This window comes from Mesobacillus jeotgali, assembly GCF_002874535.1.
In the GTDB taxonomy this organism is placed as follows: Bacteria; Bacillota; Bacilli; order Bacillales; family Cytobacillaceae; genus Mesobacillus; species Mesobacillus jeotgali.
Genome location: NZ_CP025025.1, coordinates 3,138,304 through 3,158,663 on the forward strand (window position 1 = coordinate 3,138,304; position 20,360 = coordinate 3,158,663).

The 20,360-nt window shown below is 43.2% G+C and carries 23 protein-coding genes and 1 other annotated feature; of the genes, 3 read left to right on the forward strand and 20 right to left on the reverse strand.

The features are described 5' to 3' along the window. Positions 1–54: 54 nt before the first annotated feature. A complete protein-coding gene (sigK, locus tag CD004_RS15995) occupies positions 55–777 on the forward strand; it encodes an RNA polymerase sporulation sigma factor SigK (RefSeq protein ID WP_023627218.1) in 723 nt (240 codons plus the stop codon). Positions 778–843: 66 nt separating this feature from the next. Continuing rightward, positions 844–1,047, forward strand: coding sequence for a hypothetical protein (locus tag CD004_RS16000; protein ID WP_102263670.1), 204 nt, complete (start codon positions 844–846; stop codon positions 1,045–1,047). A 555-nt stretch (positions 1,048–1,602) separates the two neighbouring features. Here CD004_RS16000 and CD004_RS16005 read toward each other — a convergent pair. From CD004_RS16005 to CD004_RS16020, 4 genes are all read right to left on the reverse strand, one after another. Continuing rightward, positions 1,603–1,740 carry a YrzI family small protein gene (locus CD004_RS16005; RefSeq protein WP_102263671.1) on the reverse strand — a complete coding sequence of 46 codons (138 nt, stop codon included), beginning with the start codon at positions 1,738–1,740 and terminating at the stop codon, positions 1,603–1,605. A 357-nt stretch (positions 1,741–2,097) separates the two neighbouring features. Then, positions 2,098–2,361 (reverse strand): YrhC family protein, encoded by a 264-nt coding sequence (locus CD004_RS16010; protein ID WP_226677711.1) that lies wholly within the window; start codon positions 2,359–2,361, stop codon positions 2,098–2,100. A gap of 414 nt (positions 2,362–2,775) precedes the next feature. Further along, entirely contained in the window at positions 2,776–3,480 is a 705-nt protein-coding gene (locus CD004_RS16015; protein ID WP_102263672.1) for a 5'-methylthioadenosine/adenosylhomocysteine nucleosidase, read from the reverse strand. A gap of 92 nt (positions 3,481–3,572) precedes the next feature. After that, complete coding sequence (locus tag CD004_RS16020; protein ID WP_102263673.1) at positions 3,573–4,868, reverse strand: amidohydrolase family protein; 1,296 nt, start codon at positions 4,866–4,868, stop codon at positions 3,573–3,575. 178 nt (positions 4,869–5,046) lie between these two features. On the opposite strand from CD004_RS16020, the gene CD004_RS16025 reads away from it, so the two are divergent. Next, positions 5,047–5,253 carry a YrzA family protein gene (locus CD004_RS16025; RefSeq protein WP_102263674.1) on the forward strand — a complete coding sequence of 69 codons (207 nt, stop codon included), beginning with the start codon at positions 5,047–5,049 and terminating at the stop codon, positions 5,251–5,253. A gap of 37 nt (positions 5,254–5,290) precedes the next feature. On the opposite strand, the gene CD004_RS16030 is transcribed toward CD004_RS16025, so the two are convergent. The 16 genes from CD004_RS16030 to CD004_RS16105 form a co-directional block, all read right to left on the reverse strand. Further along, complete coding sequence (locus CD004_RS16030; protein ID WP_102263675.1) at positions 5,291–5,959, reverse strand: DUF1510 family protein; 669 nt, start codon at positions 5,957–5,959, stop codon at positions 5,291–5,293. An 85-nt stretch (positions 5,960–6,044) separates the two neighbouring features. Continuing rightward, positions 6,045–7,817: a peptidoglycan D,D-transpeptidase FtsI family protein gene (locus CD004_RS16035; RefSeq protein ID WP_102263676.1), complete on the reverse strand. Its 1,773-nt coding sequence runs from the start codon at positions 7,815–7,817 to the stop codon at positions 6,045–6,047. A gap of 56 nt (positions 7,818–7,873) precedes the next feature. After that, positions 7,874–8,350 (reverse strand): transcription elongation factor GreA, encoded by a 477-nt coding sequence (gene greA / locus CD004_RS16040; protein WP_102263677.1) that lies wholly within the window; start codon positions 8,348–8,350, stop codon positions 7,874–7,876. Positions 8,351–8,555: 205 nt separating this feature from the next. After that, positions 8,556–9,191 carry a uridine kinase gene (gene udk, locus CD004_RS16045; RefSeq protein WP_102263678.1) on the reverse strand — a complete coding sequence of 212 codons (636 nt, stop codon included), beginning with the start codon at positions 9,189–9,191 and terminating at the stop codon, positions 8,556–8,558. Between the two features lie 4 nt (positions 9,192–9,195). Then, positions 9,196–10,464, reverse strand: coding sequence for a peptidase U32 family protein (locus CD004_RS16050; RefSeq protein WP_102263679.1), 1,269 nt, complete (start codon positions 10,462–10,464; stop codon positions 9,196–9,198). 27 nt (positions 10,465–10,491) lie between these two features. Next, positions 10,492–11,421, reverse strand: a complete 930-nt coding sequence (locus CD004_RS16055) for a peptidase U32 family protein (protein ID WP_102263680.1) — start codon at positions 11,419–11,421, stop codon at positions 10,492–10,494. A gap of 5 nt (positions 11,422–11,426) precedes the next feature. Continuing rightward, positions 11,427–12,065 carry an O-methyltransferase gene (locus CD004_RS16060; protein ID WP_102263681.1) on the reverse strand — a complete coding sequence of 213 codons (639 nt, stop codon included), beginning with the start codon at positions 12,063–12,065 and terminating at the stop codon, positions 11,427–11,429. Between the two features lie 308 nt (positions 12,066–12,373). Next, positions 12,374–13,516, reverse strand: coding sequence for an endolytic transglycosylase MltG (mltG, locus tag CD004_RS16065; RefSeq protein WP_102263682.1), 1,143 nt, complete (start codon positions 13,514–13,516; stop codon positions 12,374–12,376). Between the two features lie 582 nt (positions 13,517–14,098). Next, complete coding sequence (locus CD004_RS16070) at positions 14,099–14,386, reverse strand: DUF1292 domain-containing protein (RefSeq protein ID WP_102263683.1); 288 nt, start codon at positions 14,384–14,386, stop codon at positions 14,099–14,101. A 15-nt stretch (positions 14,387–14,401) separates the two neighbouring features. Further along, entirely contained in the window at positions 14,402–14,818 is a 417-nt protein-coding gene (gene ruvX, locus CD004_RS16075; protein WP_102263684.1) for a Holliday junction resolvase RuvX, read from the reverse strand. Further along, positions 14,819–15,088: an IreB family regulatory phosphoprotein gene (locus tag CD004_RS16080; RefSeq protein WP_023627198.1), complete on the reverse strand. Its 270-nt coding sequence runs from the start codon at positions 15,086–15,088 to the stop codon at positions 14,819–14,821. 79 nt (positions 15,089–15,167) lie between these two features. Next, positions 15,168–17,801: an alanine--tRNA ligase gene (gene alaS / locus CD004_RS16085; RefSeq protein WP_102263685.1), complete on the reverse strand. Its 2,634-nt coding sequence runs from the start codon at positions 17,799–17,801 to the stop codon at positions 15,168–15,170. Between the two features lie 75 nt (positions 17,802–17,876). Further along, positions 17,877–18,088: a binding site (T-box leader), on the reverse strand. Between the two features lie 62 nt (positions 18,089–18,150). Beyond that, entirely contained in the window at positions 18,151–19,230 is a 1,080-nt protein-coding gene (locus tag CD004_RS16090) for an AI-2E family transporter (RefSeq protein ID WP_102263686.1), read from the reverse strand. 226 nt (positions 19,231–19,456) lie between these two features. Beyond that, on the reverse strand, positions 19,457–19,591 hold the full coding sequence (locus CD004_RS16095) for a YrzQ family protein (RefSeq protein ID WP_102263687.1): 135 nt from the start codon (positions 19,589–19,591) through the stop codon (positions 19,457–19,459). A 23-nt stretch (positions 19,592–19,614) separates the two neighbouring features. Beyond that, positions 19,615–19,806, reverse strand: a complete 192-nt coding sequence (locus CD004_RS16100) for a hypothetical protein (RefSeq protein ID WP_102263688.1) — start codon at positions 19,804–19,806, stop codon at positions 19,615–19,617. A gap of 9 nt (positions 19,807–19,815) precedes the next feature. After that, positions 19,816–20,292, reverse strand: a complete 477-nt coding sequence (locus CD004_RS16105) for a PRC-barrel domain-containing protein (RefSeq protein ID WP_102263689.1) — start codon at positions 20,290–20,292, stop codon at positions 19,816–19,818. Between the last annotated feature and the right edge of the window lie 68 nt (positions 20,293–20,360).

The following is a 20,360-nucleotide window of genomic DNA, read 5'->3' on the forward strand; positions in this document are numbered from 1 at the left end:
TTAAGACATAGGAATTTATTATAGGCGAAAGCCTAAAAAAGCGGGGGTGGAAACATGTCGGGCATACTAACTGCACTCGGGTACTTAGTTAAAGAAGTGATTCTTCTTGTTTCGTATGTTAAAAACAATGCATTTCCTCAACCGTTATCTGCAGCTGATGAGCGGAAGTATTTAAGGTTGATGGCAAATGGCGACCCACACGCAAGAAACATGCTGATTGAGCACAACCTGAGACTTGTCGCACATATCGTGAAAAAGTTCGAAAACACCGGCGAGGATTCGGAGGATTTGATTTCTATCGGAACAATTGGCCTGATCAAGGCAATCGAAAGCTATTCGGAAGGCAAAGGAACCAAACTGGCCACATACGCTGCTCGCTGCATTGAGAACGAGATACTTATGCATTTGCGCGCATTGAAGAAAACTAAAAAGGATGTTTCATTGCATGACCCTATCGGCCAGGACAAAGAAGGAAATGAAATTTCGCTGATTGATGTCCTGAAGTCTGAATCAGAAGATGTCATTGATACCATCCAGCTCAATATGGAGCTTGAAAAAGTAAAAGAATATATCGATGTCCTCGATGAGCGTGAAAAAGAGGTCATTGTTGGCCGCTTTGGCCTTGATTTAAAGAAGGAAAAAACGCAGCGGGAAATTGCCAAAGAACTTGGAATCTCGAGAAGTTATGTTTCCAGAATCGAGAAGAGGGCGTTGATGAAAATGTTTCATGAGTTTTATCGTGCCGAAAAGGAAAAGAAAAAGAATAAAGGGCAATAACCGAAAAGCGCAAGCGCCTTGGTCAGCCCCGACAAGCGCTGGAGGACCGACCGGTGAAGTCGTTCTTTGACTTCACCTGAGCGAACCGAAATCGAAAAGTATAGCCGACTGCCCAGAAACGCAGAAACTGGAGAAACTGGAGACTCCGACAAAGAAGCGCTTTTTGCTTCTGCCGGCGGAGTTGAAGTTTCGGAGTTTCTAGGAGGCGACACTAGACAAATCGAAAAGCGGAGGCGACTGCCCAACTCCGACAAGCGCTGGAGGGCCTGACAGTGAAGTCGTTCTTTGACTTCATTGGCAGGACCGAAGCGTCTCGAGGAGTTAGGCGCTGGAGCTGGACAATTTTCCAAGTGGGTAAATTACTTTTTTTACAGTAACGTAAAAACCCGGGGCATGCCCGGGTTTTCTTATTAGTCTAGGTTATTATTTTTAAGGAAAAGAGAGATCAATCGCGTATGATTGATCTCTCTTGAACTCTACTCTACGCTTACTTCCGCAGCAACTACCAAACCGACAGCGCCACAGATCACCAATCCCATGACAATCAAGAACATGCCCCTCACCCCTTTAACGAAGAACCATTGATTAACCCAAATTTACCATATAAATACGGTGCTAAAAGGGTAGGGTTGTGAACATTTTGTTAACGATGGGATTTCTTTTTCTTGAAAATGAGGGTTAACAGCAATACATGCAGTGACATGCAAATTTCCTCCCGACTCCGTCGTTAGGTGGTGTCCTTCTCCACCCATAAGCTTGCCAGTCTTCTTTGAATTAGATAAATCATTTTCTTTCCACCTTTCTAAAGTTTTTTATTCAAATGAATTAAAACGGGCGCAGCATTGTTTGACGGGTTTTGTTATCTTCAACCATTTTTTCTACCATTTCGTTATGGCGAATTTCTTCTAAAGACATTTGGCGTTTGTTGATTGTAATTGTAAAAAACAAGATATTTAAGGTCATTATCGGTTCACCTCCTTTTTTATTCCACCCCAAAAAGCCGCAAGGATTCCTCCCCCTGCGGCAAAATGGGCATAAAAAAGCCACAGGGGCACGATTCTCCCTGCGGCCTTGGATGTATTAGTTTAAAAACAGCTTAAATAATCCATTCCGATCCGGTCGAATGCGTATTACGATATGAAGTTTGTGCGTTATTCCAGTATCCAATCATGATCATTTCACTCGACCTCCTTTTGAATTATTTCGCTTCCATTGGTAAGTATATCCACTTTGATTTGTTTTGTAAACCTTTTTTGGCCGATTTTTCCATAAAAGTATTCGCCAAAATTCAACAAAAAAAATAACGCCCTGAACGGACGTTTATTTCTTCATCAATAATTCCTGGCCTTCTTCAGTTTCAATCAGCTGGCTACGGAATTTCTTAGCGATTGAAAAGAATGACACCGAACCAGCAAGGAAACCAACAGATGCACCTGTTGCAATATATATATCTGTCATCACTTTCGTTTCAGACGGAATGATCGTACCGAGGTAAAAGAATACTCCTACAGCAAGAAGTACAGTTGCAAATTGTTTAAAATCAACCATTTTATCATAGAGTTGTTTAGCGTCCAAATCTATCACCTTCACTTTCAGACTTAACCACAACCCTACTGTAACATCTTTTAAACACCTTATACGCATGTAAGTTCTGGAAAAAGTTTGGATAAGGATTATAATTTATGTATGATCTAAAGTTATGCTGATTTTAGGATGGATCGAGGTTGCTTCTTCTGACAATATTAACCGCCCTTCCTGCGATGCTGTCCTAACCCGGGACTACTTCGGACAAAACGAGCGGCTTCAACTGCGATTTTGTCCGAACCTCGGGCTACTTCAGACAAAACGAGTGGCTTCAACTGCGATTTTGTCCGAACCTGATGCTACTTCGGCCAAAACGAGCGACTCCGAACGGGAATTTGTCCGAACCTGCGCTCCATCACCTTTTTTGTCCAGAAAAATAGCGTGGGATTAATTCCACGCTAGAAAAAGTATAAATTAAAGATTCCAGTTTTTAATCATCTCATTGACGATTTCAAAAGAGTTCTTGGAGGCGAGTTTCGTGAATTCCAGGAAGTTCACGTCTGCTGAGCCATCTGCCTGGTCAGACATGGACCTAATGATCACGAATGGAATGTTGTTCATGCTGCATACCTGTCCAACGGCTGCCCCTTCCATTTCTGTACAATAACCATTAAGCTCCTCATGAAGGAATTTCACTTTATCTCGATCGGCGATGAATTGGTCGCCTGACAAAATTCTGCCGCTGACGATTTTCTTGTCACCTACAATTTCTTTGCTCGCCGTGATCGCCAAATCCACCAGTCGCTCGTCAGCTTTAAATGTAGATACTTCTGTATAAGGGATTTCCCCTAGCTTGAAACCTAATGCACGTACGTCCATATCGTGCTGTACACAATCAGTTGAAACGACGATATCACCTATTTTCAGGTTGGGGTTAACAGCACCGGCAACACCCGTAAAAACAATATTGGACGCAGCGAATTCATCAACCAAAATTTGAGTACATACGCTTGCGTTAACTTTCCCTACACCTGACTTACAAAGCACAACGTCATACCCGTTGAAAGTGCCGACATAAAAGGTGATGCCTGCTTTCTTTTTTTCCTCATAGTCTTTCATAGCGTCGAGGATATGCTGAATTTCTTCATCCATTGCACCTATAATACCAATTCTGCTCATAAATCTGACCTCCGATGTTCTTATTGAAAATTTATTTTCCAAGGACTGTACCTTCAATGCTTTTTTCAAAACGCCCATTTTATGTAAAAAAATTATGAAAGTAGTTTTGACATTCTGTTAGCTTCAAAAAGTACTTTTTCTTCATCAATCGTTTTGAACTGCCCATTATCTAGAATTTGTTTTCCCTGGACATAGACATCCTTGACATCCCGTCCAGATCCGGAATAAACAAGATGGGATACTGGGTTATGCTTAGGATAAAAGAATGACTGATTGGCGTTGACGACAATAAAATCTGCATCTTTGCCAACTTCCAGCGATCCGGTCCGTTTTTCAAGCCAAAGAGATTCTGCTCCCTGGATGGTCGCCATTCTTAAGGCTTGCTGTGCAGTTATTACAGTTGCGTCCCTGGCTACTCCTTTATGGATTGTCGCTGCAGCTTTCAGTTCTTCAAATAAATCCAGGTTATTGTTTGAAGCGACGCTATCTGTACCAAGGCTGACTGTAACTCCCTTTTCAAGCATCTTGCCAATCGGGGCAATTCCGCTGCCCAATTTGAGATTACTGATCACATTATGAGATACTTTAACATCTTTTTCTGCAAGGATTTCAATATCCTCGTCGCTCACATGGACAGCATGTGCCACCAATGAGGGCCGGTCAAAAAAACCAAGGTTGTCCAGGTGTACTACTGGTGTTGCACCAAAGTCCTCGATATTCTTCTCTACTTCAAATTTCGTTTCAGACATATGCGTATGCAGAGGTACATTCAGTTCGACTGATTTATCAATGATTTGTGAGATATACTCTGGTGAGCAAGTATAAGGGGAATGCGGTGAAAGCATAGTCGTAATACGACCACCAGCGCCATTATTCCAGCTTTTCGCAAAGTCCGCCGCTTCCTTTAGCTTGCTTTGTCGAAGATCATCCGATCCAAAGCCAATCACACCGCGGCACAGTACTCCACGTATTCCTGCTTCATCAACCGCCTTTGCGATCTCATCCATATTGTCATACATATCAACAAAAGTCGTTGTGCCTGTACGGATCATTTCAAGGATAGAAAGTTTGGCGCCCCATTTTGCATGCTCAGGTGTGTATTTTGCTTCAAGCGGCCAAATTTTTTCTTCCAGCCATGTTTGCAAATGTAAATCATCTGCATACCCTCTTAGCAAAGACATGGGTGTATGTCCATGCGTATTGACCAGGCCTGGAAGAAGAATATTGCCTTTTAAATCTACTTTTTCATCGTAAGAAGCAAAATCTTCAGGTGTCACTCCCACATAAATGATTTTTTCATCTTCAATGCCAATAGCACCATTTTCGATCACTTCATTATTTGTGTTACTCGTAACGATGGTGCCGTTATATAATAACTTTCTTGCCATATTAATCTCTCCTATGTAAAAACGCTTGAGCATATTTATACTAACTACAATTCACTTGAAATATGCCTATCGTTTTAATTTATCAAAAAATGTTTTATTTTTATAGGGAATTTGCTATTTTTATTTGTAAAGCACGATAAAGACTATTTTAACAAAATTGCAAAAAGGGAGCTTATTAATGAATTTCCAATTCGATTTAATTGAAGATAAGGTTGAATTTTTTGAAGCTATCGATTTGAAAACTTTGGAACAAAAAATCAATAAACAGATTGAAATTAATAAGGCGATCATGCTGACTGTCCATCATGTATCACATCAAATGCATCTAGATGATAAAGGAAGGCTGTTCTATTCAGCTGTTGTCCACTTCAAAGCAAAAAAATAAAGGGGCCATCTTAATGAGCCCCTCTCAATAAATCACATTATCTCTTATCATTTGCGATCAATTCTTCTACTTTAACAGGTTTCCAGCCCTCGCCGTCCACCCATTGAATCGATACCCTAAACGTCTGGTCACTTCCCTTTTCAGAGATGGTTCCTACCGCGGTATTAGGTGCACCGCCATTTTCATTCCACCAAACCGTCATGTTATTCTTATCAATCCCGGTAGCATATGAATAGGCAAGAATCATTTCCTGCCAATCAACGGCATTTTGGTCAAAAACTGTATTATGTTCTCCAGATTGGGTTGTTCCAACCGGCTTCCATTCAGGATTCTCAATCGTCTGTTTGACATTGGCATCACTGCCGCCTTCTGTCACGATTGGTTCAGCCAATTCCTCATCCTCTGCAGATTCCTCATCTGCTTCTTCGGACTCGGTATCTTCTGTTGCACTATCCTCATTTTTATCAGAATCTTTAAGGTCATTCTTTTTGCCAGTATCTTTGCTGTCATCTTTGTCTGAAGGGGCTGCAACATCGTTCTGGTCGGCTGCCCCTTCATCATTGCTGAAAAAAATGTTAAAAGAGACAATTCCAATCAACAAAATAACGACGACAATCAAGCTATTTAAAATAAGGTTCGTTTTTCTGCGCTTGGATCTTTTTCCTGAACGTGTCCCCTCATTTAGGTTGTCATAATCGTGCTTCAAGATCTTTCCCTCCCTTATAAGGTTGTCAACATTCTACCATGACTTGGGTCAAACTTGAAGGATTTTATATTCATCTAATCATGATTCAGTTATTTTCAGGACCATCTGCATGGTTAAATTCATAGACCTCTTTTACTATATCCGCAAAAAGAGGATTCACCCCGCCTTCATTCTCCTTAACCCCTAAGTTGACAGTCACTAGTGCATACTTTGGTTTTTCAAAAGGAAAATATCCAGCAAACCATTTATTGTGTAATTGCTTGTCTTCTTTGTATATTCCGGTTTCGGCAGTCCCGGATTTTCCTGCCACCGTATATGGCAAGTCCCTGAACCATCTCCCCGTCCCTTCTTCATTCAAAACGACCTCTCGTAGGAGCTTTTGTAGCTTCATAGCTGTAAATGATGAGATTTTTTCCCCTTCCAGCTTCTGTTTTGGGAAGTCAGTCATTTTGGCACCATTTTGGTATTGGATGGAGAAAACGGCCCTCACCATGTCTTTTTCTCCACCTCTGGCGATCGTAGCCATCATGTTCGCAACAGCGAGAGGAGACACCCTCACTTCATGCTGGCCTATACCTGATAAAGCTGCAAAATTTCGATCCTTCCTCGCTTCATCTGATAAAAATACCCGTCCCTTTTCTTCATCCTGTAGCTGTTCGAAATCTTCCAGATGGAAAATGTCGCCCTTCCACCCTGCACCGCCTGTGATGGAAAGCATCTCCGCGTATTTTTCGAGTATATTTGGGTCCTTCTCTTGCAGTTCCCGGGCTACCTCTCCAAAAGTCCTGTTGCAACTCACTGCAAAGCTATCCATGAAATTTAGCATTCCATGGTCATATTTCAAATCTGGATCCCCGCTGATCGTCTTGCTGCAATCGAACTTCCTGGCTGGATCATCAAGCCCATTATCAATTGCTGCCGCGGCAACCACCGTTTTAAAGACAGAACCAGGTATATGCTGCTTGAGCATCATATTTTCTGTTCCCTCTCCATTAAAAGGGTTTACACGGTTAATGTCTGGTCTTGAAACCATTGCCAGTATGCTGTTCGTTTCAATATCCAGCAGCACAACACCCCCTCTGCTGATGTTATGCTCGTCAACTTTTTTCTCCAGGAGTATCTGCAGCTCTTTGTCTATCGATGTCTGCAGGTTGATTGGATAAAATGGATTTGCGGGGTCTATGTATTTTACATTGATCCCAAATAATGGTGCCCCCGCTCCGTCAACATGATAAACCAGCTTTGATTTCCCTTCAGCAACCAGGAATTCGTCAAAGCTTTTTTCCAGCCCTGAGATACCGATCAAAGTCCTTGGCAATAAATCTTTTTCCCCATACCTTGATCTCAGAAGCGATTCATTCTCTCCAATAATACCGAGAAGCTGGGCAGCTGGTACTTTCGACAATGGATACTTTCGCTCAACAGCAAATACCCCGGGGATTTCCATCTCGTTTATAATGTCCATTTCACTCTTTGTCAATATCATCGGATCCGGGTCACCAAAAGCGAATGGTTCCTTGGACTTTTCTACTGCATTTTTCAATGCGTATACAGATACACCGATAGTCCTTGCGACCTTGTCAGCATCCCAGTCCATTTTTTTCAAGAATGGAAACAGCACCAGAACAGACGAAGTTTCATAGGATAATGGGGCTCCAGATCTGTCAAGGAAGTTTCCCCTTCCATTGTCCACGACCATTTCCTGTGATCTTTGCTTGACACTTGCTTCAATTAAATTGATTTCATGCTTGGAAAAGGACTCTGTATCAATTAGCTGAATCTGTGCCAGCCGTAACATCAGCAGACCAAAGGCAGCAATACAAATGGAGATCCAGGCTACCATTCTTTTTTTACGCATAAAAAACACCTCGTCAAAAGTGTTGACGAGGTGCTGATATTTCAAACATAAGGTATTTACTTAATTGTCGTGATACGAACGTTCATTTCACCGCCAGGAGTCTGGACAGTCACTTCATCTCCAACTTTTTTGCCCATCAAGCTTTTGGCAATCGGAGAGTCGTTTGAGATCTTGCCTTCAAATGGGTCAGCTTCAGCGCTTCCCACGATTGTATAGGATTCTTCATCGCCATCAGGAAGCTCGATAAAAGCCACTGTGCGGCCAAGGCTGACTGCATCTGTGCTTACTTCATCTTCCTGGATGATCTTTGCATTGCGGATCATATTTTCAAGAGTCGTAATACGGCCTTCGACAAAGGCTTGCTCTTCTTTGGCTGAATCATACTCAGAGTTCTCTGAAAGGTCGCCAAAGCTGCGCGCGATCTTGATTCTCTCAACAACTTCTTTACGTTTTACCGTTTTCAATTGTTCCAATTCTTGTTCCAGCTTTTCTTTTCCTGCCTGTGTCATAGGAAAAACTTTTTCTGTAGCCAAAATACTTCACTCCTTCTAGTCTTCACAATTCCCCAAAAAATAGATTGTGTAATATTATATTATGTAACCTGAAAAATATACAGGAGCGCGTCCTTTAACAGGGCGCGCATTTTTAATAGGTCCAAATTGGGCCATTTACTTATCTTTGGAAAATGGAAGCACTTTTTTCAAGTACTTCCATGTCCACTTTATCTATGCTATTGTGTCACAAAAATGATTTTTGTTCAAGAATTGTTTGAATTTTTGTTACCATCAGGTCAATTGCCACATGGTTATGTCCGCCCTCGGGGATAATGACATCTGCGTAACGCTTCGTCGGCTCGATGAACTGGTTATGCATCGGCCTGACAACATTCACGTACTGTTCGATGACAGAATCCATTGAACGGCCACGCTCCTTTATGTCACGAAGCAGCCTGCGGATGATCCTCAAATCTGCATCTGTATCAACATAGAGCTTGATATCCATCAAGTTGCGCAGTCTCTCATCTTCAAGGATCAGGATTCCTTCAAGAATGATCACGTCTTTTGGTTCAACATGGACAACCTCGCTGGACCTTGTATGGACAGCATAATCATAAACTGGCTTATCAATCGCTTCATAGCGAAGCAGCTTTTGGATATGTTCTATCAAAAGGTCATTGTCAAATGCCAGTGGATGGTCATAATTTGTCTTTAAACGCTCTTCCATTGGCAGATGGCTTTGGTCTTTATAATAGTAGTCTTGTTCAATCATCAGGATTGAGTGGCCTTTAAAGCTATCGTAGATCGCTTTAGTTACACTAGTCTTTCCTGAGCCGGAGCCGCCGGCTACGCCAATTACAACAGGTTTGCGGTCCATTTATTTACTTCTCCTTCCGCATCATGTTATTTGGGTAGACAGGCTTGTCCATCTTGAACTTGACGATTTGTAAAGGATGGCGGGCTACATCCAGCTCATTGCCATCTTCATCCCAAATCTTCTCAACGACATGAGTGAAGTTCTCGATTTCTGGGCCAAAGAATTCAACCTCGTCACCTGGCTTGAAGTAGTTTCTTTGCTGAAGTGTTACCATTTGCGTCTCAGCATTATAATCAAGCACAAGCCCGGCAAAATCGAAAGTTGTCTTTTTGCTATGGTTTCCAAACATTTGCTCTTTATACCCAGGAACTCCCTCAAAGAAGGCAGTTGCTGTCTCACGGTTCGCACATTTGTCCAATTCTTCAAGCCATTCCTGCTTGATGACAAAGTTCTCAGGGTCTGCGCAATAAGCATCAATCACTTTGCGGTATACGCTGACTACCGTTGCGATATAGTGAATCGACTTCATGCGGCCTTCGATTTTAAGGCTGTCGATGCCAAGCTCGATCATGCGTGGGATCGATTCGATCAGCTTAAGATCCTTTGGGCTCATCGCAAATGGAGAGTCACCTTCAGCAAACAAGGCGTTTTCTTCATTTCCTTCAAGTGTGTACAAGTCATAGTCCCAGCGGCAAGACTGGCAGCAGCCGCCGCGGTTAGAATCACGTGCTGTCATATGATTGCTCAATGTACAGCGACCTGAGTATGCAATACACATTGCTCCATGGATGAAGGTTTCAATTTCGATATCTACTTTTTCCTTCATTTCCTTGATTTCATCAGCACTTGTCTCACGCGCAAGAACGACACGCTCAAGGCCTTCTTCCTTCCAAAACTGAACAGCCTTCCAGTTTGAAAGGGATTGCTGTGTGCTCAAGTGAACTTCAATCTCAGGAGCAACCCTGCGGCAAGTTTCGATAATCAAAGGATCAGCTACGATAATGCCATGAACGCCAGCTCCCTTTAATCCCAACAGATAGTCTTCGAGACCATCGATGTTCTCATTATGTGCAAAGATGTTTGTTGTAACATAAATTTTTGCTCCATACTTCTTGGCGAACTCTACGCCTTCCTTCATTTCTTCAAACGTAAAATTATCTGCGTTAGAGCGCAATCCATACTCCTGCCCGCCAATAAAGACGGCATCTGCACCATACTGGACCGCAATCTTAAGTTTTTCAAGATTACCGGCTGGAGCAAGCAGTTCTGGTTTTTTCACGATCACACGCTTCCCGTCAACAATTTGCGAGATTTTATCTCCTACTGCTGTCATTACGCAACCTCCTCATAGTTCTTACTGTTAATAAACCGTCTCTTTGAAAAAGAATCCTGTATCCAGTGGGCGGTTTGGCGGCTGCAGTTCTTCCGCTGCTTCAAGCAAGCCGTCTTTTTCTTCGTCATATTGGTCTGGAGCTTCAACAGCCAAATCAATGGCTTTGCGATAAAGCTTTGTAACTTCCAAAATATATTCAGGGCTCTTCAGGATGCCGTCAATTTTAAAAGAATCGACACCGGCTTCCACAAGCTCCGTTAGTTCATCAATAATGCAAATATCGTTCGGACTCATGATATGAGTGCCATTTTCATCCTCGAAAATAGGGTATTTATTTTCTCGCTCTTTATCATGAAGGAACATATTGCGTTCTTGTTTGCGGTTCTCAACTTCGAGCGCTTTGCCTTGGTATTCAAAGTAATGTCCGAGCAGTGGGCGTTTAGATTGGAACATGTTCATCATTCCGTGGACCTGCACCTCTATTTCAACCTCGGCATTTTCCTTGATCTCAACAATAGCGTCCATATTGATTTCCCTTGCAAGAACGGCACGTTTTGCACCCTTCCTGCCCCAATAGTTGCAAGTATACCAGTTCGTGCCTGTTGTTTCCGTGCTCCAATGCAACTTTATCTCAGGGGCATATTCCTTTGCAGCCATCAGTACTGCTGGGTCGCCGAAAGTGACTCCGTCTGCATGTACATCCTTAAGGAAAGTCAGGTAATCACCAAGCAAGTCCACTTTTTCATTGTGGAACAACGCGTTCATAGCGACATAAACTTTCTTGCCTTTGGAATGTGCAAGTTCGATTGCCTGCTTTACGTCTTCACGGTTAAATTCACCAGCGAGCCGCAGGCCGAATTTCTGTTCACCAATCAAGAAAGCATCTGCTCCTGCCTCCGCCAGTGGAATAATATCCTCAACACTCTTTGGAGTTACCAATAATTCAGGTTTATTCATTCCGTTCACCTCTTCTTACTAACCGCTATGCCATCGCCAATCGGAAGGATGACTGTATCATACTCTTGATTGGCTGTGAGCCAGCGGTTGAATTCGTCTATTTTTTTAACCAGGCTGCGAAGTCTTCTGCTATCAGCTTCCTGATTATATACAAGCCCTTTAAAAAGGACATTATCCGTAATGATCATTCCTCCTGGTTTTAAATACCGGGAGTACATTTCGAAAAAGCGCTTATACTGACCTTTTGCCGCATCAATAAAAATTGCATCAAATGGGGCATGGCTGGCAACTTCCTCTTCAAGCTCAAGCGCATCACCACTGATTGGGATGATCTGCTGTTGCATGTCTGCCCTCTTAATATAATCAACAGCAAGCGTAAACCGTTCCTGATCACGTTCCAAAGTGACGATCTTTGTTTGCGGCAGGGCGAATGCCATCCTTAATGCTGAATAGCCAATTGCCGTCCCTACCTCCAGGACCGCTTCCGGCTGCTGTATTCTCAACAACTGCAGCATGGTTTCGATACCTGACGGCTCCATGATGGGAACTCCATTTTGATGGGCATATTCCTCCATCTCAGCAAGGAGGCCATTCCTGGGCTGTATTAAAGAATCTATATAATTTTGCAGCTCTTGACTAAGCAAGCTGCTTCACCTCTATTCAAAGGCTATTTCTCAGCCAGAGTAGGTATATGAATGACTGTCAGAGCATGAAAAAAATAGCGTTCACAGGTTAAGAGGGGACACCACCGGGCAATGTTGCCCTTCAGGTTCATAAGCTAAAAGCCGCAACTCCTACTTCTGCAATACACGCTATCAAATGAATCAGAGCTCCACTAAAGAGCCTTCGCTAGACAGTAAAATACTATTTAGATCTAGAAAAAACACTTGTATTATTTTATCACAATAAGAAGGGAAATGCTAATCTTTCTGCATTTCCCTTTAAATTACTGTTATTTTTTGTTCGTGATGTGTTCATTCACTTTGCGATTATGTTCCGCAAGTGTTTTAGAGAAGAGCACATCTCCTGTTGACGTTGCAAGGAAATACATATCATCTGTGTCGGCAGGTGCCAGAGTGGCTTCAATCGACATTACCCCTGGATTAGCGATTGGGCCTGGCGGCAACCCCTGGATTTTATAGGTATTATAAGGGTCATCAATTTCAAGATCCTTATAAAACACCCGTTCTTTATGTTCTCCGTGCGCATATAGAACAGTAGGGTCTGTTTGCAGCATCATACCGTCTTCCAGGCGATTATAGAAAACGCTCGCGATTTTATCGCGGTCAACTTTATCAGTCGCTTCTTCTTCAATGAGTGATGCCATCGTCATCAATTCATGCGTCGTCATTTCTCTTTCTTCCATCTGTCCTCTGAATTCACCGAGAACTTCCTTAGTTTTAGTTAGCATGACAGTAACGATTTCCTCGACCGTTGGTCTTTCAGAATAGAAAGGATAAGTTGCCGGGAACAGATAGCCTTCAAGCGGATACTTCACATTTTCTTTTAAAATGTCTTCCGTCAGAACGTCAGGATATCTTCCCATCATTTTCGTGATGAACTCTTTATCGTTCAGCTGTTTGAAAATTTCTTCTTCGTTTTGCTGAGTCTTCTCCGCGATAATTCCAGCGATTTGCTTCAGCTGCTTTCCTTCAGGAATGGTAATTTTCATGACCACTTCCTGCATGACCTTACCAGTTTTCAAGCTCGAAATTATTTCCGGAAGTGTCATGGATGGATTCATTTTGTAATCCCCGGCCATAAAACCTGCTTCGTTTTTAAATTTCACATAGTATTTGAAAACCCTCGCATCCCGAATTACACCATTCTCCTCCAATATCTTTCCGATTCCTGTAGTAGAGGAGCCGATAGGGATATTGACATTGATCGTCTTCTCGCTGGATGCATCTACTGGCTTAAGGGCTTCTTTAATATAATAATATCCGCCTCCGCCAACTGCCCCGATGAGCAGTATACCAACGATCGCCGTGATGAATACAATCTTCCTAACAATCCTTGCTTCCTTTTGCTGTTCGACCAACCTCTCAGCAATCAATTTCTTTTTATCTTGTTTATTATTTTTTTCGTCAGACATAACTTCCCCCTCCAGTTAACAATGTTGATTTCCTGGATACTCTCTATTTTCACATCTCGAACCATTATACTATATTTTTTATTTCTATTTGCAAATAATTACGAAAAAATACCTTGAACGACAAACAAACCAAAATTTCGACAGCGGAATTAGGGCATGTGATAACACAAGTTGTTGCTTTTGCGGGTAAGGGTGCTGGCATGAAGGCCAATTGAGATACCTATTGGACACTTTACGGAGATTCTTCCCACTGTTTGTCCGATAGAGCCTTTCTATCGGACACTTCCCAGAGGTTCTTCCCTCTGTTTGTCTGATAAAGCACTTCTATTGGACAATCTCCAAAGATTCTCCTCCCTGTTTGTCCGATAGAGCCTTTCTATTGGACACTTTCCAAAGATTCTTCCCTCTGTTTGTCCGATAGAGCCCTTCTATTGGACAATCTCCAAAGATTCTTCCTTCTTTTTGTCCGATAGAGCCCTTCTATTGGACAATCTCAAAAGATTCTCCTTTCTGTTTGTCCGACAGGTTTACTGTGAAAAAATAAAGGACCAGGCATCATTCGCCTGGTCCTAATGTAATAATTTATTCTTCGTCTTGCTCTGCAAGGAATGTTTCTAGCATTTCTTCGATCATGTCCCATTCTGCGTCAGTTTCGATTGGCATTAGTTCGCCGTCTTCGTTGTCTTCTGACGGTGTGAATGCTGACGCGTGGATTTCGATTTCTTCGTCGTCGTTATCCTCCGCACCTACTGGGTAATAAAGCACATATGACTTGCCAAATTCATCAGAGTCAAATGTGAAAAGTACTTCGCATAGTTGTTCGTTGCCGTTTTCGTCTACTACTGTAATGTTGTTTTCGCCGTGATCCATTGTAGTCACCTCAATTTAATTTTGGCTGTTTAAATAGCCTTGTAGAATCATCACTGCGGCCATTTTATCAATGACCTTTTTCCTTTTCTTGCGGCTCAAGTCTGCCTCGAGCAAAACCCGCTCTGCAGCCACTGTCGTCAGACGCTCGTCCCAGAGGATGACAGGGACGCCGAACCTTTCCTCCAATTCACGGGCATAGAATTGGCTCGCTTCTCCGCGTGGCCCAATAGTGCCGTTCATGTTCTTGGGCAGTCCGACGACAACTTTGCCGACTTCGTACTCTTTTATTATTTTACCTAATTCATCGAAACCAAACACATTTTCTTCTTCGTTGATTTTCAATGTTTCAAGTCCCTGAGCAGTCCATCCCAGTTCATCGCTCAGCGCAATGCCGACTGTTTTTGAGCCGACATCCAGTCCCATCGTACGCATTTATTTCCCCTCTCGGTGGTTCCTTAAATAGGATTTGACCAGTTCCTCGATAATTTCATCCCGCTCAAGCTTCCGGATGATATTGCGGGCATCCCGATGGCGGGGAATATAGGCCGGGTCGCCAGAGAGCAAATAACCGACAATCTGGTTAATCGGGTTATATCCCTTTTCCTGCAATGCTTCATACACCTGCAGCAGGACTTCATTGGCGTCATGCTCAAAAGGCTCTTCGGGAAAATTAAATCTCATCGTCTTGTCAAACGAGCTCATCGAATGCACCTCTCTTTCAAAAAATAGCCGGTAAAATTTTCTTCAAGTTACCTTCATTCTACACTACTTTACTTTTATATCAAATTGATTTTACCCATTCTTCGGCAAATTGAAGCGCATTGTCGAGTTTTGATGGGTCTTTTCCGCCAGCCTGGGCCATATCCGGACGGCCTCCGCCGCCTCCGCCGCAAATTGCCGCTGCTTCCTTGATCAGTTTTCCAGCCTGGTATCCTTGCTTGATCAGATCATCTGTCACTGCAGCAATCAGATTCACTTTGCTGCCGTCGGTCATGCCTAGCAGAATGACAGCTGAACCTAGCTTTTGCTTCAAGTCATCAGCCATATTACGCAGGCTGTTCATATCTGCAGCCTGAACGCGTGCTGCAAGCAACTGGACACCATTCACTTCTTTGACATTGGAAGTAAGGCTTCCTGCTTCAATATTACCCAATTTAGCTGATAGAGATTCATTTTCGCGCTGAAGCTGTTTCATTTCTACAAGCATTGAATCGATTCTGTTTGCAACTTCTTTAGGAGAAGTCTTTAGTTTAGCTGCTGCATCTTTCAGGATGCTGATTTGATCATTTAGAACCTTGTAAGCAGCTTCTCCTGTTACAGCTTCAATCCTTCTTGTTCCTGCACCGATACCGCCTTCGGATACAATTTTGAACAATCCAATCACAGAAGTGTTAGGAACATGGCAGCCGCCACAAAGCTCAAGGCTGTAGTCGCCAACTTTTACGACACGGACAATATCGCCGTATTTTTCGCCGAACAATGCCATTGCGCCCATTGCTTTTGCTTCAGCAATTGCCTTGAAGCTAGTCTCAACCTGGATGCTTCTCCAGATTTTTTCGTTGACGATTGCTTCTACTTGCTCAAGCTCTTCAGCCGACACCTGACCAAAATGAGAGAAGTCGAAACGCAATCTATCAGGCTCGACTAGTGATCCTGCCTGGTTTACGTGACCACCAAGGACATCCTTCAATGCCTGATGGAGCAAGTGTGTTGCAGTATGGTTCTTGATGATTCTCGCACGGTTATCCTGGTCAACTTTAGCTGTCACTTCGAGCCCCTTCGTAACAGTGCCCTCTTCTACCACCGCATGGTGAAGGTTTTGGCCGTTAGGAGCTTTCTTTACATCCTTGACTGATACCTTCACCCCATTTGCTTCGATTGTTCCCTTATCAGCGATTTGGCCGCCACTTTCTGCATAGAAAGGTGTAGTATCAAGGATGAAATGAACCTCATCGCCTGCTTTAGCTTCCTCAACAAGCTCGCCTTCCTTGACTAATGCAACAATCTTGCTGTTTGTTTCAAAATTATCATAACCTACGAATTCGCTGCTTTCTTTAATGTCTCCCAGAATACCGCCTTGCACCTGCATGGAACCGACATCCTGTCGTGCAGCACGTGCTCTTTCACGCTGCAGCTCCATTTCTTTTTCGAAGCCTTCATGGTCAACCTTCAAGCCTTCTTCTTCAGCATACTCTTCTGTTAATTCGACAGGGAATCCGTATGTGTCATAGAGACGGAAGACATCCTCGCCCTGTACCATGCCGCTGCCTTTTTCCTTCTCCTTCTTGATCAACTCGGAAAGAATCGCAAGGCCTTCGTTGAGCGTTTCATGGAAACGGTCTTCTTCGTTCTTGATGACCTTCTGGATAAAGTCTGTCTTTTCTTTGACCTCAGGATAGAAGTCATGCATGATTTCACCAACAACAGGCACAAGCTCGTACATGAACGGTCGGTTGATGTTCAGCTTCTTCGCGTAACGAACAGCGCGTCGCAATAATCTGCGAAGTACATAGCCGCGGCCTTCGTTGGATGGAAGCGCACCGTCACCGACAGCAAAGGCAACAGTACGGATGTGGTCAGCGATGACTTTGAATGCCTCATCCTTTTCCTTGGACTGTCCGTATTTCTCACCAGAGATTTCTTCCGTAGCATTGATGATTGGCATGAACAAATCTGTCTCAAAGTTTGTTGGAACGTCCTGAACTACTGAAGCCATGCGCTCAAGTCCCATGCCTGTATCAATGTTTTTCTTCGGCAGTGGAGTGTATGTTCCATCAGGATTGTGGTTGAACTCAGAGAACACGAGATTCCAGACTTCTAAATAACGGTCATTTTCTCCACCAGGATATAATTCTGGATCTTCAGGATCATTGCCATATTCAGGCCCTCTATCGTAGAAGATTTCAGTGTTCGGACCACTTGGGCCTTCACCGATATCCCAGAAGTTCCCTTCAAGACGGATAATGCGCTCTTCAGGAACACCGACTTTTTCTCTCCAGATATTGAAAGCTTCATCGTCTTCAGGGTGAATTGTGACGGACAGTTTTTCTGGATCAAAGCCGATCCATTTTTCATCCGTTAGGAATTCCCATGCAAATTCAATGGCTTCTACCTTGAAATAGTCACCGATCGAGAAGTTTCCGAGCATTTCAAAGAACGTATGGTGGCGGGCTGTCTTGCCGACATTTTCGATATCATTCGTACGAATTGATTTTTGTGCGTTTGTGATCCGCGGATTTTCCGGCACGACACGGCCGTCAAAATACTTTTTCAATGTTGCAACACCGCTGTTAATCCAAAGCAGGGAAGGATCATCATGCGGTACAAGCGACGCACTCGGCTCGATTGCATGGCCCTTTTCCTTAAAATAATCAAGATACATTCTTCTGATTTCAGCACCTGTCAGTTTTTTCATAAAACTAACCTCCTAAATCCAAGTGAAATTTAAGCTTTCAGGGATTTTAGGCAACAAAAAAAGCCCTCATCCCTGGACAGGGACGAGAGCTTGCTCGCGGTACCACCCTGATTATGGACGCAAAGTCGCACGCCCATCTCTCAAAAACGCTTTAACGCAGCTGCTACGGCAGGTTTTGCCTGCACTCCGGAATAGCCTTCTGTTATCCTTCATCGGGAATTCTCGCAGCCTGGGAATCCCTCTCTGGACGATGGTCTATAACATACTCGTTCCTTCTACATTTTTCGAATTATTAATCTATAGCCGAATTATATATAGCCTCATGCTGTTTGTCAAACGCTTGGCAAAATTATGTTGGTCGCTCTTTCTTTCTCTCAAGAATGATATGGTCTTTTGCATGAATCAAAGCAGCTCTCAATACAACCAGCACGGGTACTGCTAGAATTAACCCCAGGATGCCGCCAACCTCTTCCCCAGCCAACAGTGCAAACATGATCATCAGCGGATGCATGTGCAGGCTTTTGCCGACAATCAGCGGGGAGAGGATATTTCCCTCGAGGAACTGAAGCGAGAACACGATCACGAGTGATAAAAGCACCATCTTCACCGACATTGTTGCGGCAATGATCACAGCTGGAATAGCTCCAATTATCGGGCCGAAATAAGGGATCACATTTGTTATCCCGACAATCGCTCCGAGCAGCAGTGAATACTTTATTCCCGCAAACCAAAAAAACAATGATGATAGGACACCAATTATGAGACATATGAGCAGCTGGCCTCGGATATAGCTGCCCAGCGATTTATCGACTTCATGCAGGAATTTAGTGCCTGGCTGTCTCCACTGCCGTGGGGTGAGATACCACGCGGCTTTTTTCATGACATCGAAATCCTTCAGCATGTAAAAAGCGATAAAAGGAATCACGGCAATCGTCAGGATGGAGTTTACGATATTCAGCAGGAATGCCATCGAACCGGCGAGAACACCATCAAGCCATCGTTCCCCCCGGGTAATTCCATCTTCAATTCTTTCGTGAATGCCTGCCGGCCATGTCGAAGTCTGGTCAACAATGTTATTGACCATTTGTTTATACTGCTCGGCGAAATACGGAGCATTTTCCGCAAGGTCGCCCAGCTGGTGGATCAGTGCTGGTATCCCTTTGTAAAAAGCAAAGCCGGCTCCTCCAAAGAACAAAATATAGATGATCAAGATTGAAACTCCGCGATGAAGCCCTTTTTGGTGAAGAGCTTCAACAATAGGATGCAGTAAATATGTAATGAACGCAGCCACGGAAAAAGGCACAAGCAGTGAAAGTAATACTTCCAAAAAAGGTACCCATATGGACTGCAATTTGATGAATACGTACAGAACAATGAATAAAAGGAGAAGAAATCCAAGCCGGTAATACCATTTCATCTGAATATTCATCGATTTTCGGCCTCCTTCCTGTTTATTCTTGAAAGAAAGGAGTTGGATTATACATTATTGGCCATGTGCGGAATCTATTTAAGCGAATTTTTCCGAACCCATAACCAAAAATTTTTTTATTGTAAAAAACGGGTTTTTACAGCGACTTGGAAATAATCTTAATTTTTCTAGTCAAAAGTAAAAATCCCTTGCATATGCATGCAAGGGATTAGATTGACTATTCAGATTAGAATAAAGCTCTCGTCATTTTCCTGCCAAGCCTCTTCATTTTCCTTCCAGACATCAAATTGTTGTTGGAAGCATAATTATAAGCCGCCATACCAGCGCCCAAAGCGATTACGGAGGTTAACATTTTATTCATGTGCTTCACCTCTTTGATTTATTTTACATGCCGTATTGACGTTGATCTTCCTCAAATAAATCATCAAGTGAGCTCAATGTTCCATCTTCTTCGACTTGATGGGTATGGATCAAGCCTTTGTTCAGAGACAGTTCGATGAAGCAATTCCAGCAGTAATATTGGTTGATGCCAATTTTACCTATATCCTTGCTCCTGCAATTGGGACAACTTAACATAAGGACACCTCATCTCGATTTAACAGTGACGACGATGGCATCCTTTCCGATTGCAGGCGGACCAGTGGTCTTAATGACACGCTTTCCATTCGCGATATCCGAAAAAAAGCCATCCGTTAATTCGTACCCTACAATCGTGCCCAATTCTTCCATGAAATATACATCCTCCAGCAAGCCAAGCTGCTCACCTTCTTTCGAAAGAAGCTTTTTCCCAGCAAGGCTCTCATTATGCTCGAATGTATATTCAGGCTCTGTCTCCAATCGCTCCAAGGCTGACTTGTCTTTCACCATGACCCCATCTTCACCAAAGGATGAAACCTGGCCCACTTTGACCTGAAAAGTTTTCTTGATGAACGCACCCTTTTTTACAAGTAAGCCTACTACGCTTCCATTGCCTGAAATGCTCACATCACAAACTTCGCCCAGTTTTTGACCAGTCGCCAATTCATATACTGGCAGTCCCTTTAAAAGTGAAAATGTCCGCAAAAGTGTGTCCCGCCTTTCCCGAACAGTTATAGTTTCTACCGCTTTACTAAATTCATGAGGTGTAACGT

Excerpts from the sequence above, each read along its gene's own strand:
- CD004_RS16050 (WP_102263679.1), bottom strand. The coding sequence starts at position 10,464 with ATGACAGCAGTAGGAGATAAAATCTCGCAAATTGTTGACGGGAAGCGT.
- CD004_RS16020 (WP_102263673.1), bottom strand. The coding sequence starts at position 4,868 with ATGGCAAGAAAGTTATTATATAACGGCACCATCGTTACGAGTAACACA.
- CD004_RS16055 (WP_102263680.1), bottom strand. The coding sequence starts at position 11,421 with ATGAATAAACCTGAATTATTGGTAACTCCAAAGAGTGTTGAGGATATT.
- CD004_RS16005 (WP_102263671.1), bottom strand. The coding sequence starts at position 1,740 with ATGACCTTAAATATCTTGTTTTTTACAATTACAATCAACAAACGCCAA.
- mltG (WP_102263682.1), bottom strand. The coding sequence starts at position 13,516 with ATGTCTGACGAAAAAAATAATAAACAAGATAAAAAGAAATTGATTGCT.
- sigK (WP_023627218.1), top strand. The coding sequence starts at position 55 with ATGTCGGGCATACTAACTGCACTCGGGTACTTAGTTAAAGAAGTGATT.
- udk (WP_102263678.1), bottom strand. The coding sequence starts at position 9,191 with ATGGACCGCAAACCTGTTGTAATTGGCGTAGCCGGCGGCTCCGGCTCA.
- ruvX (WP_102263684.1), bottom strand. The coding sequence starts at position 14,818 with ATGCGTACGATGGGACTGGATGTCGGCTCAAAAACAGTCGGCATTGCG.
- CD004_RS16090 (WP_102263686.1), bottom strand. The coding sequence starts at position 19,230 with ATGAATATTCAGATGAAATGGTATTACCGGCTTGGATTTCTTCTCCTT.
- CD004_RS16025 (WP_102263674.1), top strand. The coding sequence starts at position 5,047 with ATGAATTTCCAATTCGATTTAATTGAAGATAAGGTTGAATTTTTTGAA.
- CD004_RS16095 (WP_102263687.1), bottom strand. The coding sequence starts at position 19,591 with ATGAATAAAATGTTAACCTCCGTAATCGCTTTGGGCGCTGGTATGGCG.
- CD004_RS16100 (WP_102263688.1), bottom strand. The coding sequence starts at position 19,806 with ATGTTAAGTTGTCCCAATTGCAGGAGCAAGGATATAGGTAAAATTGGC.
- alaS (WP_102263685.1), bottom strand. The coding sequence starts at position 17,801 with ATGAAAAAACTGACAGGTGCTGAAATCAGAAGAATGTATCTTGATTAT.
- CD004_RS16035 (WP_102263676.1), bottom strand. The coding sequence starts at position 7,817 with ATGCGTAAAAAAAGAATGGTAGCCTGGATCTCCATTTGTATTGCTGCC.
- CD004_RS16070 (WP_102263683.1), bottom strand. The coding sequence starts at position 14,386 with ATGGATCACGGCGAAAACAACATTACAGTAGTAGACGAAAACGGCAAC.
- CD004_RS16080 (WP_023627198.1), bottom strand. The coding sequence starts at position 15,088 with ATGAGCTCGTTTGACAAGACGATGAGATTTAATTTTCCCGAAGAGCCT.
- CD004_RS16015 (WP_102263672.1), bottom strand. The coding sequence starts at position 3,480 with ATGAGCAGAATTGGTATTATAGGTGCAATGGATGAAGAAATTCAGCAT.